Raw genomic sequence first — 14,467 nt, forward strand, 5'->3', positions numbered from 1 at the left:
TCGGACCGGGTCAGACCGGGGTCAGACCAACCCGAGCAGCCCCGCGCCGGCGCCCAGCGCCACCAGCATCAGCGGGTGGACGCGCGTCTTCAGCATCAGGGCGATGGTCAGCAGCGTCACCGCCACGGCGGTCCAGTTGTGGTCCACGCTGCTGGCCAGCACCCAGCCGGTGGACATCAGCAGGCCGATGGTCAGCGCGGACAGGCCGCGCTTGATCAGCCCCGGCCAGCGCGCGTGCGGCGAGCGGCCGGCGAAGTACTCGAAGCCGAGCGCGATCAGGCTCGACGGCCCGCACATGCCGACCATCGCCGCGAACGTGCCGCCCGCCCCCGCTACCTGCCAGCCGAACAGCGCCACGAACAGGATGTTCGGCCCCGGCGACGCCTGCGAGATGGCGTAGAGCGCCGCGAACTGGCCATCGGTCATCCAGCCGTTGGCTTCCACGAGGTAGCGGTGCATGTCCGGGATGACGGTGCCGCCGCCGCCCACGGCCAGCAGCGACAGCATGCCGAAATGCCCGAGCAGGCTGCGCAGGATCTCCGGGGAACTCATGCCTGCCCCCGGCGCTTTTCGGCGCGATGTTCGAGCACCAGCGCCACCGGCACCAGCACCGCCATCACCGGCAGCAGCGGCCAGCGCAGCAGGCCGATGGCGACAAACGCCGCCACGCCGACCACCACCGCGCGCACCGTGCGCGGCTGGCTTTCCGCCAGCTTGACCCCGGTGGACAGCACGAGCCCGGCCGAGACCGCCGTCATGCCGGCCAGCATCTGGCGCACGGCGGTGACGTCCTGGTAGCGCAGGTACAGCGCCATGGCGCACAGCACCACCACCATCGGCACCAGCACCAGCCCGCAGAAGGCCGCCACGGCGCCACGCAGGCCGGCGAAGCGCAGGCCCAGCATCAGGGCCAGGTTGATAACGTTGGGGCCGGGCAACACCTGCCCGAGGCTGAGGATCTCGACAAAATCCCGGTCGTTGAGCCAGCGGTTGCGCTCCACGACGGCGCGCCGCACGAACGGGAGCACCCCGCCGAAGCCGGAAAGCCCCATGCGGGCAAATTCGAAGAACAGGGTGCGGGCGTTGGGGGGCGGAGCCAGGGCAGGCTCGGAGACGTCGGGCAGCGGGGCGGCAGACATGATAGGCGGCGATAAATGCCCACGCAGGGGGTGGCGCGGGCTGCCGACATACTACGGCAATCGCGACGGCCCGCGTGGCACGCGGTCATCACGGATGCGCAAGAGGGGGTCAGGGACGGTGATGTGGGTTGCTCCCCTCCCCCCTGGGAGAGCGGAGCAACCCGGCGGCTGCCTTAGCTCCCGCCGTCCACCTTCACCGGCTCGATCTTCACTTCCTTGAGACGTGGTTCAACCGCCTTGCCCTTGCGGGCGCGCTTGCCGACGTACGGCAGCAGCGTCTTGCCAGCCAGCTTCTGCGGCGGCATCTTGCCGCCCCGGACGCCGGTGCCGGAGATCAGCAGCCCCGGCGCGCCCACCGTCACGGCGTGCGTCAGCGGCTCCTTGGGCTCCAGTTCCATCAGGATCACGCCCCGGCCGCCGGCCGACAGCACCTTCACCTCGTCCAGGCCCACCAGCAGCAGCCGGCCATTGCCCGAGAAGCAGGCCACATGCGTGGCTTCGTCGGCAATCGGCGTCGGCGGCAGCAGCGTGTCCCCCTCATCCAGCGTGATGAAGGACTTGCCGCCCTTCTGCCGGCTGATCATGTCGCCGACCTTGGTCACGAAGCCGTTACCGCCGGCCGTGGCTACCAGCACGCGCTGCTCGGCGCCACCCGCAAAGGTGTGGGCGATCTGCGAGCCCGGCGCGAGGTCGATCAGCGTCGTCACCGGCACGCCATCGCCCCGGCCGCCGGGCAGCCCGGCCACCGCCACCGAATAGACCCGGCCGTTGCTGCCGAAGGCCAGCAGCGTGTCCACGGTGCGGCACTCGAAGGTGTCGTACAGGCTGTCGCCCGCCTTGAAGGTGAACTGCTGCGTCTCGTGGCCGTGGCCCTGGCGCGTGCGCACCCAGCCCTTGCCCGAGACGATGACCGTCACCGGCTCGTCCACCACGCGCACCTCGGCGGCGGCGCGGCGCTCTTCCTGGATCAGCGTGCGGCGCGGGTCCTTCTCCTCGGGGCTGTACTGCTTGGCGTCCTGCTCGATTTCCTTGATGATGCGCCGGCGCATCATCGTCTCGGACTTCAGCAGCACGTCCAGTTCGGCCTGCTCGTCGCGCAGCTTGGCCAGTTCCTGCTCGATGCGGATGGCCTCCAGCCGCGCCAGCTGGCGCAGGCGGATTTCGAGGATGTCCTCGGCCTGCCGGTCCGAGAGCTGGAACGCCTCGATCAGCGCCGGCTTGGGCTCGTCGCTCTCGCGGATGATGCGGATCACCTCGTCGATCTTCAGCAGCACCAGCATCCGCCCTTCCAGGATGTGGATGCGGTCCTCGACCTTGTTGAGCTGGAAGCGCGTGCGCCGCGTCACGGTCTCGAAGCGGAACCCGATCCACTCCCGCAGGATCTCCTGCAGCCCCTTCTGGCGCGGCCGGCCATCGGTGCCGATCATCACCAGGTTGATCGGCGCGCCGGACTCCAGGCTGGTATGGGCCAGCAGGGTCTGGATGAACTCCTGCTGGTCCACGTTCTTGCTCTTGGGCTCGAACACCAGCCGCACCGGCGCATCCTTGCCGGATTCGTCGCGCACCGCGTCCAGCACGGCCAGCAGCGAGGTCTTCAGCTGCACCTGCTCCGGCGTCAGCGCCTTCTTGCCGGTGCGGATCTTCGGGTTGGTGATTTCCTCGATTTCCTCGAGCACCTTCTGCGCCGAGGTGGCTGGCGGCAGCTCGTGCACCACCATCTGCCACTGGCCGCGCGCCATTTCCTCGATCTTCCAGCGCGCGCGCACCTTCAGGCTGCCCCGGCCGCCCTCGTAGATCTGGGCGATATCGGCCGCCGGCGAGATGATCTGCCCGCCGCCCGGATAGTCGGGGCCGGGCATCAGCGCCAGCAGCTCGGCCAGCGAGATGGCCGGGTTGCGGATCATCGCCACCGTCGCCCCGGCCACTTCGCGCAGGTTGTGCGGCGGGATTTCCGTCGCCATACCCACCGCGATGCCGGAGGCGCCGTTCAGCAGCACGAACGGCAGCCGCGCCGGCAGCAGCCTCGGCTCTTCCTCCGAGCCGTCGTAGTTGGGCAGGAAATCCACCGTGCCGAGGTCGATCTCGTCCAGCAGCAGCCGCGAGATCGGCGTCAGGCGCGCTTCGGTGTAGCGCATGGCCGCCGCGCCGTCGCCGTCGCGGGAGCCGAAGTTGCCCTGGCCGTCGATCAGCGGGTAGCGCAGCGAGAAGTCCTGCGCCAGACGCACGAGCGCATCGTAGGCCGACTGGTCGCCGTGGGGGTGGAATTTACCGAGCACCTCGCCCACCACGCGCGCGGACTTGACCGGCTTGGCGTCGGCACGCAGGCCCATGGCCGCCATCGCATAGAGGATGCGGCGCTGCACGGGCTTCTGGCCATCGGCCACCTCGGGCAGCGCACGGCCCTTGACCACGCTCACCGCGTAGTCGAGGTAGGCCCGCTCCGCGTAGCGCGCCAGGGTCAGCGAATCGGCGGGCTCTTCGGGTTGAAACGAAATGTCTGGTTGATCCATGGTCGGCAAGAATGCGGCACGCGGGCGCCGGGCGGCGCCTCGCAAACCCTGTGGGTCGGCTTGTCAGCGTGGGATTCTAACGAAACTCGGGCGCCCCGCAGGAAAGTGAGGCCCGATCGATGTGACAGCGGGTGTCACAAGGGGGTCATTCCGGCATGTTGCGCCGGCCGCCGATCACCATTTTCACGCGTCCGGCATGGCTGCCGGTGCGCACCACGGCCACCCCGGACGGCTGGTAGATCCGGTAGAACTCCATGACCGTGCTCACGTACTGGCGGGTTTCGGGGAAAGGCGGGATCTGGTTGTTGTAGCGCGCCACGGCGCCCTCGCCGGCGTTGTAGGCGGCCAGTACCAGCTCGAGATTGTTGGGAAACTGGCCCTGCAGCCAGCTCAGGTAGCGCACGCCGGCCGAGATGTTCAGGCGCGGGTCGGTGAGCTTCTGCTCCACCGAGCGGCGCTTGTCGGCGGCGATGCCGAAACGCACGCCGGTGTCCGGAATCACCTGCATCAGGCCGATGGCGCCCTTGGGCGACACCGCGCTCGGGTTGAAGCCGCTCTCGACCGCCATCACCGCCTTGACCAGCGCCGGGTCCACGTTCTGGGCCGTGGCAATCTGGCGGATGATCGGATCGACCAGCGCGATGTTGGGGTGGTTCAGCACATAGCGGAACAGCTTGCCGGCGTCGGCATCGCCCTTGCCGGGCCGCCCCACCATGCGCACCCCGGCCACGCGCGGCATGGCCAGCGTGTCCAGCTTGCCGCCGTCCTTGAGGAACAGCTTGTAGCGATCGTCGATCTTTTCATCGGCGAAGTGGGCCACGCCGTCTTCGTCGATATAGCCATACAGCTCGGCGTGGGCGGCACCGGTCGCGCACAGGCCCGCCAGCGCCAGCCCGAGCGCCGTGACCCGCCTTGCCAGCCGCGCCAGGGCGCGGCGATTGCCGATGGTCCGCATGGTGCTTCTCCGTTGCCGACCGCTGCACCCGTTGCCGGAGCGGTCAGATATCCGCCTCCACCTCGTTGCCCTTTTCCTCGAGCCACGTGCGCCGCTGCGACGCCTCGCCCTTGCCCATCAGCATGTTCATCATGCTCACGGTCTGGGGCAAGTCGAATTCGCCAAGCGCCACCGGCAGCAGCCGGCGCGTGTCCGGATTCATCGTGGTTTCCCACAGCTGCTCGGCGCTCATCTCGCCCAAGCCCTTGAAGCGCGAGATCTGCCAGGCGCCTTCCTTGACGCCATCCTTCATCAGCTTGTCCTGGATGGCTTCCAGCTCGCCTTCGTCCAGCGCGTAGAGCTTCTGGGCCGGCTTCTTGCCGCGTGCCGGAGCATCCACTCGGAACAGCGGCGGGCGGGCCACGCAGACGTTGCCGTTGTCGATCAGCTTCGGGAAGTGACGGAAGAACAGCGTGAGCAGCAGCACCTGGATGTGCGCGCCGTCCACGTCGGCATCGGACAGGATACAGATCTTGCCATAGCGCAGGTTGGACAGGTCCGGCTCGTCGTCCGGACCGTGCGGATCCACACCAATCGCCACGGCGATGTCGTGCACTTCATTATTGGCGAACAGGCGGTCGCGCTCGGTCTCCCAGGTGTTCAGCACCTTGCCGCGCAGCGGCAGGATGGCCTGGAACTCCTTGTCGCGGCCCATCTTGGCCGAACCGCCGGCCGAGTCGCCCTCGACCAGGAAAATCTCGTTGCGCGACACATCGGTCGACTCGCAATCGGTCAGCTTGCCGGGCAGCACGGCCACGCCGGAGCCCTTCTTCTTTTCCACCTTCTGCGCGGCGCGGGTGCGCGCCTGGGCCTGGCGGATCACCAGTTCGGCCAGCTTCTTGCCGTAGTCCACATGATGGTTCAGCCACAGCTCCAGCGCGGGGCGGCTGAAGGTGGAGACCAGGCGCACGGCGTCGCGGCTGTTCAGGCGCTCCTTGATCTGGCCCTGGAACTGCGGATCGAGCACCTTGGCCGAGAGCACGAACGAGGCGCGCGCGAACACGTCCTCGCTCATCAGCTTCACGCCCTTGGGCTGGAGTGAGTGCATCTCGATAAAGCTCTTGACCGCCAGGAACAAGCCCTCGCGCAGGCCGGACTCATGCGTGCCGCCGGCCGGCGTCGGGATCAGGTTGACGTAGGACTCGCGCACCGGCGCGCCGTCCTCGGTCCAGGCCACCACCCAGGAGGCGCCCTCGCCCTCGGCAAAGCCTTCCTCGCCCGGATTGCCGTCCGGGTCGGCAAAGTGCTCGCCCTCGAACATCGGGATCACGAGTTCGGACCCGCTGCCCTGCGCCAGCGCCTCGACGAGGTAGCCCTTCAGGCCCTGGTCGTACTGCCAGACCTGCTTTTCGCCGGTCTTCTCGATTTCGAGCGTGACCTTCACGCCCGGCAGCAGCACCGCCTTGCTGCGCAGCAGCCGCTGGAGTTCGGCCTGCGGAATGGTGGCGGAGTCGAAATAGCTGGCATCCGGCCAGACCTGCACGCGCGTGCCGTTCTTCTTCTCGCCGCGTTCGAGCTTGCGGCCGGCGAGCGGCGTGGTGACGTCGCCGCCCGAGAAGGTCAGCGTGGAGAGCGTGCCGTCGCGCCAGACCGTCACATCAAGACGGGTGGACAGCGCATTGGTCACGGACACGCCCACGCCGTGCAGGCCGCCCGAGAAGGCGTAGGCGCCACCCTTGCCCTTGTCGAACTTGCCGCCCGCATGCAGGCGGGTGAACACGATCTCCACCACCGGCACCTGCTCTTCCGGGTGAATACCCACCGGAATGCCGCGGCCGTCGTCTTCCACGCTAACGCTGCCGTCACGGTGCAGCGTGACCAGGATCTCGGAGCCGTGGCCGCCCAGCGCCTCGTCCGACGCGTTGTCGATCACCTCCTGCACGATGTGCAGGGGATTGTCGGTACGGGTGTACATGCCGGGCCGTTGCTTGACCGGCTCCAGGCCCTTCAGGACCCGGATGGAAGATTCGCTGTACTGACTGGTTTTGCTCGCCATGGAGTCGCTACGGAGAAGTGGATCTCCCGGCCGTCGCGGCCGGATTGCGCAGCATTGTAATGGATGACCGGGGCGGGCTCGGTACGCTGGCGCGCGGAACCGGCGGCTTCGGCATAAATACGCCACCCGGGGTAAACTCGCCCGGCTGCAGAGGGAATCCCCCGGCGCCCCCCGATAACCAGAGAAAAGGACTGCCAAAGTCCCGAGCCCGACATGACCGACCGCAAACTCTCCCTGACCACCGTGCTCGTGTGCGGTGGCTTGCTCGTCACGCTATCGATGGGTATCCGGCACGGCTTCGGCCTGTTCAACCTGCCGATTACCCAGGCCCACGGCTGGAACCGCGAGACCTTCGCCTTCGCCCTGGCCCTGCAGAACCTGATGTGGGGCGTCACCCAGCCGATTGCCGGCGCGCTGGCCGACAAATTCGGCCCCATCCGCATCATGCTGGTCGGCGTGGCGCTCTACGTGGCCGGCCTGGTCGTGATGGCGATGGCCACCAGCGGCACGGCGTTCGCCTCCGGGGCGGGGGTGATGATCGGCATTGCCCAGGCGGGCACCACCTACAGCGTGGTCTACGGCGTGATCGGCCGGGTGGCCAGCGCCGAGAAGCGCATCTGGGCGATGGGCATCGCGGCGGCGGCCGGCTCGTTCGGCCAGTTCCTGATGATTCCGATCGAACAGTCGCTGATTTCCTTCGTCGGCTGGCAAAACGCGCTGTTTACCATGGCCGTGATGGCCTGTTTCATGCTCCCGCTGGTGTTCGCGCTGCGCGAGCCGAAGGTGGCGGCGACCACGGGCGGGCATCACCAGACCATTGGCGAGGCCACGCGCGAGGCCTTCGGCAATCGCAACTTCCAGTTGCTGACGCTCGGCTATTTCGTGTGCGGCTTCCAGGTGGTGTTCATCGGCGTGCATCTGACGCCGTACCTGAAGGATCGTGGCTTCACCGATCCCAAGATCGCCACGGTGGCACTGGCGCTGATCGGCCTGTTCAACGTGTTCGGCACCTACACCGCCGGGGCGATGGGCCAGCGCATGCCCAAGCGCTACCTGCTCTCGTTCATCTACCTGGCGCGCTCGTTCGTGATTGCCGGCTATCTGCTGCTGCCGCTGACGGCGGCCAGCACGTGGGTGTTCGCGGCGCTGATGGGGCTGCTGTGGCTGTCCACCGTGCCGTTGACCAACGGCATCATCGCCCAGGTGTTCGGGGTGAAGTACCTGTCGATGCTGAGCGGGGTGGTGTTCTTCTCGCACCAGATCGGCAGCTTCCTGGGCGCGTGGCTGGGCGGGTTCCTGTTCGACCGGACCGGCAGCTACGACCTCGTGTGGTTCATCGCCATCGGGCTGGGGGTGGTGGCGGCGCTGGTCAACCTGCCGATCCGCGAGCAGGCGCTGACGCGCCCGCAGCCGATAGCGGTCTGAGCCATGGACGCCGCACGCCACCATCCCTGGCTCAAGGCCAAGCTGTTTAAGACGGTGGGCCTGCTGGCGCTGGCCGGAGTGCTGACGCTTGGCTTCCTGGCCTACCTGCGGCCGGCGTTCATGGTCGACCTCACCAATATGGTGCTGGCGTGGTGCGGGTAAGCGGCTAGCTTACTGCGCCTCGCCCTTGGTCTTTGCCTCGAGCACTTCCCAGCGCTCGAGCGCCTCCAGCAGTTCCATCTCGATCTCGTCGTGCCGGCTGGCCAACTGGGCCGCGCGGGCGGGGTCGTTCGCGTAGAGCGCGCCGTCCGCCAGCTGGCCGGCCAGCGTCTTCTGCTCCGCTTCCAGCACGTTGATGCGCTCGGGCAGGCCATCCAGCTCGCGCTGTTCCTTATAGGAGAGCTTGACCGTGCGATTGGCGCCGCGCGCCTCGCGCGTGTTCTGCGTCTTCAGCGCCTCGGCGGGCTTCGCCTCGGCCGGCTTGGCGGCCTGGATGGCCCCGGCCCGGGCCGACTGCGCTTCCCAGTCCGAATACCCGCCGACCGACTCGCGCCACTGCCCCTCGCCCTCGGCGGCGATGGTCGAGGTGACCACGTTGTCCAGGAAGGCCCGGTCGTGGGAGACCAGGAACACCGTGCCGCTGTAGTCCTGGAGCAGTTCCTCCAGCAGTTCGAGCGTGTCGATGTCGAGGTCGTTGGTCGGCTCGTCCAGCACCAGCACATTGGCCGGCCGGGCGAACAGGCGCGCCAGCAGCAGCCGGTTGCGCTCGCCGCCCGAGAGCGACTTGACCGGCGACCGCGCGCGCTCCGGCGCGAACAGGAAATCGCCCAGGTAGCTCATCACGTGCTTGCGCTGGCCGTTGACCTCCACCCAGTCGCTGCCCGGACTGATGGTGTCCGCCAGCGACTTCTCCAGGTCCAGCGCCGTGCGCATCTGGTCGAAATACGCCACCTGAAGGTTGCTGCCGTTGCGCACCGTGCCGCTGTCCGGCGCCAGTTCGCCCAGGATCAGGCGCAGCAGCGTGGTCTTGCCCACGCCGTTCGGGCCGATCACGCCGACCTTGTCGCCACGCATGATGGTGCCGGTGAAGTCACGGACCACCGGCTTGTCGCCGTAGGACTTCGACACATTGGTCAGTTCGGCCACGATCTTGCCGGAGCGGTCCGCCTGCGACACTTCCAGCCTCACATTGCCCTGCACCTCGCGCCGCGCCGCGCGCTCGGTACGCATGGTCACCAGCCGCTGGATACGCGCCACGCTGCGCGTGCGGCGCGCTTCCACGCCTTTGCGGATCCACACTTCCTCCTGCGCCAGCAGCTTGTCGAACTTGGCCTGCTCCACCGCCTCGGCGGCCAGCAGTTCGGCCTTGCGGGCCTGATAGGCCGCGAAGTTGCCCGGGAAGGACACCAGCCGGCCCCGGTCCAGTTCGACGATGCGGGTGGCCACGCGGTCCAGGAAGGCGCGATCGTGGGTAATCAGCAGCACGCTGCCCCGGAAGCCAATCAACAGGTCTTCGAGCCAGCGGATGGCGGTGACGTCGAGGTGGTTGGTCGGTTCGTCGAGCAGCAGGATGTCCGGCTCGGCCACCAGCCCCTGCGCCAGCGCCACGCGCTTCTGCAGGCCGCCGGACAGCGAATCCACGCGCACGTGGGGGTCCAGGTCGAGGCGGGCCAGCGTGGTTTCCACGCGGGTGCGCAGCGTCCAGGCGTCGGCGGCGTCCAGTTCGGCCTGCACGCGATGCAACTCGGCCAGCGTGGCCTCGTCGTGATGGGTGTCGAGCTTGGCCAGCGCCGCCTCGTAGCGGGCCAGCAGGTCGTGGGCGGCGCCCATGCCCAGGCTCACTGCATCGAACACGGTCAGCCCGGGCGCGAATTGTGGCTCCTGCGCAACATATGCAGTGGTGACGCCGCTCTGGCGGGCAATCAGGCCGTCGTCCGGGGCGGACATGCCGGCCACGATCCGCAGCAGCGACGACTTGCCCGTGCCATTGCGGCCGATCAGGCCAACGCGTTCGCCGGCTTCCAGCGAGAAATCGGTGTGGTCGAGCAGTGCCACGTGCCCGAAGGCAAGTTGGGCATCGGAAATGGAGAACAGGGCCATGGTGGGGAGACTGGAAACAGGCCCGAATTGTAGTCGACCCCAGGGGCCGGGGCCGCACGGCCCAAAAAGAAGCGCCCCAAAAAGAAGGGCCCGTTAGCAAACGGGCCCAAGAGTCTCTCCTCGGTGCCCTGCTCGCAAGGCACGTTTGAAGAATATCGATTCGGGGGCCGGGCAATAAGTCGGACAACTCCTTAAGGGAAAGCCCCCGTCAACCGCGCGCGAGGCCAAGCGTTGCAGCCCGAGCACGCCTACTAGCGCGGCGGTTGTGCGTCGGGCGCCTGCCGTGGAACAATCCGACACACTCAGCGCAATCGGATTAATCCGAAAAGAAGCACAACAAGGCGGTAACAACAAGGCAGTACAGAGCCGGACCCATCCGGCCAACGGGGTTTTCCGGGTTTTCTTTCCAGACAATTTTCGGACGGGTGTCATTCATGACCAATACGGGCCTGCCGCGCCGTGCCTCCTTCAGGGGCACGGCGCTTGTTGTATGTTTCCTCGCCACGCTGCTTGCCTTGCCGGCCCTGCCGGCGTGGGCGGCGTCACCCAACTCGGTGGTGTTGCGCATCCAGCAGACCGGGGCCATCCGCATCGCCCACCGTGAAAGCTCGGTGCCCTTCTCGTTCGTGGCGGACGGCAAACCCATGGGCTACGCCGTGGATCTCTGCCTGAAGGTGGCGGAGGCGCTGCGCACCCAGCTCAAGCTGCCGCAGCTGCGCGTGGAATGGGTGCCGGTGACGCCGGCCTCGCGCATCCCGGCCATCGTGGACGGCAAGGCTGACCTCGAATGCGGATCCACCACCAACAACCGCGAGCGCCGCGACCTCGTCGCCTTCACCATCCCGCACTACATCGCCGGCAGCCGCATGCTGGTGAAGGCCGATTCGGGCATCCGCAAGTGGGGCGACCTGCGCGGCAAGACCGTGGTGTCCACCACCGGCACCACGCCGCTGGCCATGCTCCGCAAGATGGATGAGGCGGGCGCCATGGGCTGGAAGGTGGTGGAGGCCAAGGATCACGCCGAAGCCTTCGGCATGGTCGAGGCGGGCCGCGCCGACGCCTTCGTGATGGACGACGTGCTGCTGTTCGGCCTGCGCGCCAACGCCAAGAACCCGACCGCGCTGGCGGTAACGGGTGACCTGCTGACCATCGAGCCGTACGCGATCATGCTGTCCAAGCACGATGCCGAGTTCAAGAAGCTGGTGGATAAGGCCATGGTGACGTCGATCTACGACCAGGACACCCAGAAGCTGTATCGGAAATGGTTCCTTAGCCCGATCCCGCCCAACGGCATCACGCTGGACATTCCGATGAGCTACCTGCTGCGCGATTCGTTCAAGTTCCCGAGCGACAAGGTGGCCGACTAACGGTCTCCCTGCCAGCCCGGGCGGGGAGCCGCGTGGGGGCCGCGTTGGCGCCCCCGCCGCCCCCATCCATGCGAAGATGTCGGCCGTCCGCCCCTTCGCATCGACCATGACTGCCGCCGCCCCCCTCAAGCTGTCCGACCTCTCCCTTTCCACGACGGTGGCCGGGCTGATCGCCATGCTCACCGGCTACACCAGCTCGCTGGTGCTGATGATCCAGGCCGGGCAGGCGGCGCATCTGAGCGATGCCCAGATCGCCTCGTGGATCTGGGCGCTGTCCATCGGCATGGGGGTGACTACGCTGGGACTGTCGCTGATGACCCGGGTGCCGATCGTGGTGGCCTGGTCCACGCCCGGCGCGGCGCTGCTGATTGCCAGCCTGCCCGGCGTGCCCTACCCCGAGGCCATCGGCGCCTTCCTGCTCGCCGCGCTGCTGATGACGGCCGCCGGGCTGACCGGCTGGTTCGACAAGCTGATGCGCGCGCTGCCGGCGAGCATCGCCTCGGCCCTGCTGGCGGGCATCCTGTTCCGGATCAGCGTGGATGTCTTCGTGCAGGCGGAACACCAGACGGTGTTGCTGCTGACCATGTTCGGTACTTATCTAGTGGGACGCCGCCTGTGGCCGCGCTACGCGGTGCCGGGCGTGCTGCTGGTGGGCGTGGCGCTGGCGGGGGTGCTCGGGCAGCTCCATTTCGAACAAATCCGATTTGCGGTGACGCTGCCGGTGTGGACCACGCCGGCGTTCTCGTTGTCGGCCTTTATCAGCATCGGCGTGCCGCTGTTCATCGTGGCGCTGGCCTCGCAGAACATTCCGGGACTGGCCGTGTTGCGTGCGGATGGCTACCACGTGGCGGCCAGCCCGCTGATCACGGTGACGGGGGTGGCATCGGCCATCCTGGCGCCGTTCGGCTCGCATGGGATCAACCTGGCGGCGATCACGGCGGCCATCTGCACCGGCCCCGAGGCCGACGCCGACCCGCGCCGCCGCTACATGGCCGCCGTAGTCTGCGGCATCGGCTATCTGGTGGCGGGGATCATGGCGGCCAGCATCGCGGCGCTGTTCGCGGCCTTCCCGAAGGCGCTGGTGGTGGCCGTCGCGGCCTTCGCGCTGCTGGGTTCCATCGCCAATGGCCTGACCGTGGCCATGCAAACGCCGGCGGAGCGCGAGTCAGCGCTGCTGACGTTCATGATCACGGCGTCGGGCATGACGCTGGCCGGCGTGGGTTCGGCCTTCTGGGGCGTGGTGGGCGGCATGCTGGCGCTGGCCGTGCTGCGCCCGCGCCAGCGGGCGGCCTGAGCCAGCTTACATCAGCAGGAAGGCGACGTCCGCGGCAGCCATCTGCGTCACCGGCACGCCCTTGCGGCGCTGGAACAGCACGTGTTCCAGCACGCGGTCGCGGTGTTCGGCAAACCGGGGGGGCTCAAGGCGCAGCGCAGCCGTCGCGTAGTGCTCGGCCAGCAGCTTGTAGACCCGGTGGCGGACTTGCAGGATCTCGTTGTCGGCACGCAGCCGGGCGATCTCCGCGTTGTTGTCGTCTTCCAGCTGGCGCATGCCCACCACCACGCGCGCGTGCATGCCACGGTAGCGATCCACCTCGGCATGGGCCTTGTGGAGTTCGTCGCGGAGTGCACGCACTTCCTGCATCAGCTTGAGATGTTGCTGGACGCCCCGCTGGATGCGGTTCGCTTCTTCCAGCGCATGGTCCGCGGCAGCGATGGTGTTCTGCCAGACGCCTTCGGTGGCGTCATGCGGTGGCAAGGCGTCCGGCGCGCCTTCGAGGTCGGCGAAATGCGGCTTCGGCCATGCCGTTGCGGTGTCAATATCCTGCTTCATACTGCTCCCCTTTACCCGTCAGCCAACACCCGCCACCGGCCTTGTTATGGTTGCCGGCATGGTCGGGTTAACACCGCGACTGTCTGGACCGCCTCTTTTGCACTGCCCGGGCGACCCTTGCGTCATACGCATACGTCCATTCAAGCGTGCAATGTGCATTTGCACAACCACCGCGAGGGAGGGCACAGCACATTCTGCCTGGCGGCGCGGCGCATAATACCGCGCTATAGCGCATCCGGCGCCGCTTTCCCGCCGGCCCTTGGCCTGCCCTTGACGTCAATCATCTGCCATGTCGAACGGATATCTATTGCTCGCGCTGGCCATCGTGGCCGAGGTCATCGCCACCAGCAGCCTCAAGGCGGCCGAGAACTTCACGCGCCTCTGGCCCAGCGTGCTGGTGGTCACCGGCTACGTGGCCGCGTTCTGGCTGCTGATGCAGGTCATGAAGACCGTGCCGGTGGGCGTGGCCTATGCCATCTGGTGCGGGGCGGGGATCGTGCTGGTGACACTGATCGCGTCAGTGCTGTACCGGCAGGTGCCGGACCTGGCGGCGTGGGTCGGCATCGGCTTGATCATTGCAGGGGTGGCGGTAATCCAGCTGTTCTCGAAGATGAGTCACTGAATCGCGCCGGGGTCAGGACTTCGGCGGCAGCGCGCGGAGCAGGCGGTTGACCTGCGCCAGCGTCTCGCATTCGTCGGCATTGCGCTTGCGGCGCTGGTCGATGATCTCCAGCAACGCCCGGATCTGGCCATTCTTGGCCTCGCACACCACCTTGTCGGACGCCGGACAGGCCACGTCGATCTCCCCCCGCAGGCTTTCCTGGACGATGTCGATCAGCGCGGTGCAACCAGACGTATCGGCCAGCGCCGGGTCCGGCGTGGCAGCCAGGGCGTGAATGGCGCCGAACATGGCCAGCGCCGGCAGCCAGCGGTGATACGACCTGACAGGGGGCATTTGCGAAAGAAGGCGAACCAGTTCTTTTAGGATTTCTACGACGCGCGAGAGGCGCGCAGGCGACATCATAGCCGGTTGCCGCGCCGCCATGACATCGAACGGTGCGCTGACCCTCGGAAGGGTCTGGGTGGGCGGGAATGCGCCGACCAA

13 protein-coding genes are annotated in these 14,467 nt (G+C 67.6%); 5 read left to right on the plus strand and 8 right to left on the minus strand.

Translation table 11 applies throughout. The features are described 5' to 3' along the window. Positions 1 to 21: 21 nt before the first annotated feature. The 5 genes from AC1DEL_RS04900 to AC1DEL_RS04920 all read right to left on the minus strand — a co-directional run bounded on the left by AC1DEL_RS04900 (position 22) and on the right by AC1DEL_RS04920 (position 6,639). The gene (locus AC1DEL_RS04900; RefSeq protein WP_092290219.1) at positions 22 to 552 is read right to left on the minus strand and encodes a chromate transporter; all 531 of its coding nucleotides are present in this window, start codon (positions 550 to 552) and stop codon (positions 22 to 24) included. Beyond that, positions 549 to 1,139, minus strand: coding sequence for a chromate transporter (locus AC1DEL_RS04905; protein WP_092290221.1), 591 nt, complete (start codon positions 1,137 to 1,139; stop codon positions 549 to 551). Before AC1DEL_RS04905 ends, AC1DEL_RS04900 begins: the two co-directional genes overlap by 4 nt. Positions 1,140 to 1,312: 173 nt before the next feature. Then, positions 1,313 to 3,649, minus strand: a complete 2,337-nt coding sequence (gene parC / locus AC1DEL_RS04910; RefSeq protein ID WP_477125529.1) for a DNA topoisomerase IV subunit A — start codon at positions 3,647 to 3,649, stop codon at positions 1,313 to 1,315. Positions 3,650 to 3,794: 145 nt separating this feature from the next. Then, complete coding sequence (locus tag AC1DEL_RS04915; RefSeq protein ID WP_092290253.1) at positions 3,795 to 4,604, minus strand: lytic transglycosylase domain-containing protein; 810 nt, start codon at positions 4,602 to 4,604, stop codon at positions 3,795 to 3,797. 43 nt (positions 4,605 to 4,647) lie between these two features. Beyond that, positions 4,648 to 6,639 carry a DNA topoisomerase IV subunit B gene (locus AC1DEL_RS04920; RefSeq protein ID WP_092290255.1) on the minus strand — a complete coding sequence of 664 codons (1,992 nt, stop codon included), beginning with the start codon at positions 6,637 to 6,639 and terminating at the stop codon, positions 4,648 to 4,650. A gap of 213 nt (positions 6,640 to 6,852) precedes the next feature. On the opposite strand from AC1DEL_RS04920, the gene AC1DEL_RS04925 reads away from it, so the two are divergent. Continuing rightward, positions 6,853 to 8,064, plus strand: a complete 1,212-nt coding sequence (locus AC1DEL_RS04925) for an MFS transporter (protein ID WP_092290257.1) — start codon at positions 6,853 to 6,855, stop codon at positions 8,062 to 8,064. A gap of 3 nt (positions 8,065 to 8,067) precedes the next feature. Continuing rightward, the gene (locus AC1DEL_RS04930; RefSeq protein ID WP_177219834.1) at positions 8,068 to 8,226 is read left to right on the plus strand and encodes a hypothetical protein; all 159 of its coding nucleotides are present in this window, start codon (positions 8,068 to 8,070) and stop codon (positions 8,224 to 8,226) included. Between the two features lie 9 nt (positions 8,227 to 8,235). Here the strand turns inward: AC1DEL_RS04930 and AC1DEL_RS04935 are convergent, their stop codons facing one another. Then, entirely contained in the window at positions 8,236 to 10,164 is a 1,929-nt protein-coding gene (locus tag AC1DEL_RS04935) for an ATP-binding cassette domain-containing protein (RefSeq protein ID WP_477125528.1), read from the minus strand. A gap of 434 nt (positions 10,165 to 10,598) precedes the next feature. Between AC1DEL_RS04935 and AC1DEL_RS04940 the strand changes: the two genes are divergently transcribed. Together AC1DEL_RS04940 and AC1DEL_RS04945 are read left to right on the plus strand one after the other, a co-directional pair. Beyond that, positions 10,599 to 11,531 carry an amino acid ABC transporter substrate-binding protein gene (locus tag AC1DEL_RS04940; protein ID WP_477106471.1) on the plus strand — a complete coding sequence of 311 codons (933 nt, stop codon included), beginning with the start codon at positions 10,599 to 10,601 and terminating at the stop codon, positions 11,529 to 11,531. Between the two features lie 106 nt (positions 11,532 to 11,637). Continuing rightward, the gene (locus AC1DEL_RS04945; RefSeq protein ID WP_477125527.1) at positions 11,638 to 12,825 is read left to right on the plus strand and encodes a benzoate/H(+) symporter BenE family transporter; all 1,188 of its coding nucleotides are present in this window, start codon (positions 11,638 to 11,640) and stop codon (positions 12,823 to 12,825) included. 6 nt (positions 12,826 to 12,831) lie between these two features. Here the strand turns inward: AC1DEL_RS04945 and AC1DEL_RS04950 are convergent, their stop codons facing one another. Then, positions 12,832 to 13,362, minus strand: a complete 531-nt coding sequence (locus tag AC1DEL_RS04950) for a hypothetical protein (RefSeq protein WP_477125526.1) — start codon at positions 13,360 to 13,362, stop codon at positions 12,832 to 12,834. Positions 13,363 to 13,651: 289 nt separating this feature from the next. Between AC1DEL_RS04950 and AC1DEL_RS04955 the strand changes: the two genes are divergently transcribed. Beyond that, positions 13,652 to 13,984: a DMT family transporter gene (locus AC1DEL_RS04955; RefSeq protein ID WP_092290265.1), complete on the plus strand. Its 333-nt coding sequence runs from the start codon at positions 13,652 to 13,654 to the stop codon at positions 13,982 to 13,984. A gap of 12 nt (positions 13,985 to 13,996) precedes the next feature. Here AC1DEL_RS04955 and AC1DEL_RS04960 read toward each other — a convergent pair whose 3' ends face one another. Further along, positions 13,997 to 14,317 carry a hypothetical protein gene (locus tag AC1DEL_RS04960; RefSeq protein WP_092290271.1) on the minus strand — a complete coding sequence of 107 codons (321 nt, stop codon included), beginning with the start codon at positions 14,315 to 14,317 and terminating at the stop codon, positions 13,997 to 13,999. Between the last annotated feature and the right edge of the window lie 150 nt (positions 14,318 to 14,467).

The organism is Cupriavidus sp. 10L43_2, from assembly GCF_056395265.1.